The 809-nt window shown below is 54.8% G+C and carries 2 protein-coding genes; one reads left to right on the top strand and one right to left on the bottom strand.

Going from position 1 to position 809, the window contains the following annotated elements:
* The coding region (locus tag FHD68_RS19435) for a hypothetical protein (protein ID WP_208863820.1) at nucleotides 1–246 on the top strand (246 nt) is incomplete at its 5' end.
* Between the two features lie 211 nt (nucleotides 247–457).
* Here FHD68_RS19435 and FHD68_RS19840 read toward each other — a convergent pair.
* A complete protein-coding gene (locus FHD68_RS19840; RefSeq protein ID WP_341872783.1) occupies nucleotides 458–688 on the bottom strand; it encodes a transposase domain-containing protein in 231 nt (76 codons plus the stop codon).
* Between the last annotated feature and the right edge of the window lie 121 nt (nucleotides 689–809).

Genomic DNA, 809 nt, shown 5'->3' with positions numbered 1-809 from the left:
TCCAACGCTCATGCGTACAGAAAATGGCCCGGTCAGATCAGAAGCGGCAGGAGGGGGGCCGCGTCGCGCTTACTGACTATCAACGTCGCACAGATCGTCAACATGCAACCGGTCGTCGGCACAACTTTCACTTCGATAGATCTGGCTGTGACCGTTGGTAATCAGAATGCTAAACAGCTGATCGTGTTGGAAAGCTATGAGCTGGTGAAACGCATGATCCAAAAAGCTGCTATATCCTTTGTATAGCAGCCTGCTCGCCGTCATATCATAAATGGATGACGAGCGATGATCTCCTGCGCACTTCTCAATACCATGAAATGTTGCCGATTACCGTATCCTCACAACCGCAACACTTACTCGTTCCTCTGTCATGTGTTAGGTAAGATTCGGATGCAAGATGGCCAAATTTCGCGGTGTGAATGATCGCCATAGCGCCGTTACCAGTGATCATCATGGCTCAAGTTTCGCCTCTGCGCCGACCCCTTGAGGAGGGCCAGTACAGCGAAAGCCGTAAGAGCGACGACGAGGCCTTTGCGGCACAGCTTGACGGCTGTGCGTGCCGCCAGAGCATGAGGCCTTCAATGCGGGATATCAGGTGTCCTCCGCGGATGGCTCCGAGGGTATCGGCGACGTGGTCGAAGGGATCCAAGTCGGATAGTTTGCAGGTTGCAACCAGAGAGGCGAGCATGGCCCAGTTCTCGGCCCCGATTTCGCTTCCGGCGAAGAGTGCATTCTTCTGACCTGCCACGGGTCTTTCATCCAGCCGCGACCGGAGTCCAAGGGTTGTTTACGCCGATTGGCGCAGGTTG

Origin of the sequence: Paracoccus marcusii (assembly GCF_006151785.1) — a bacterium.
Lineage (GTDB): Bacteria > Pseudomonadota > Alphaproteobacteria > Rhodobacterales > Rhodobacteraceae > Paracoccus > Paracoccus marcusii.
This window is presented reverse-complemented; position numbering and strand designations above follow the sequence as displayed.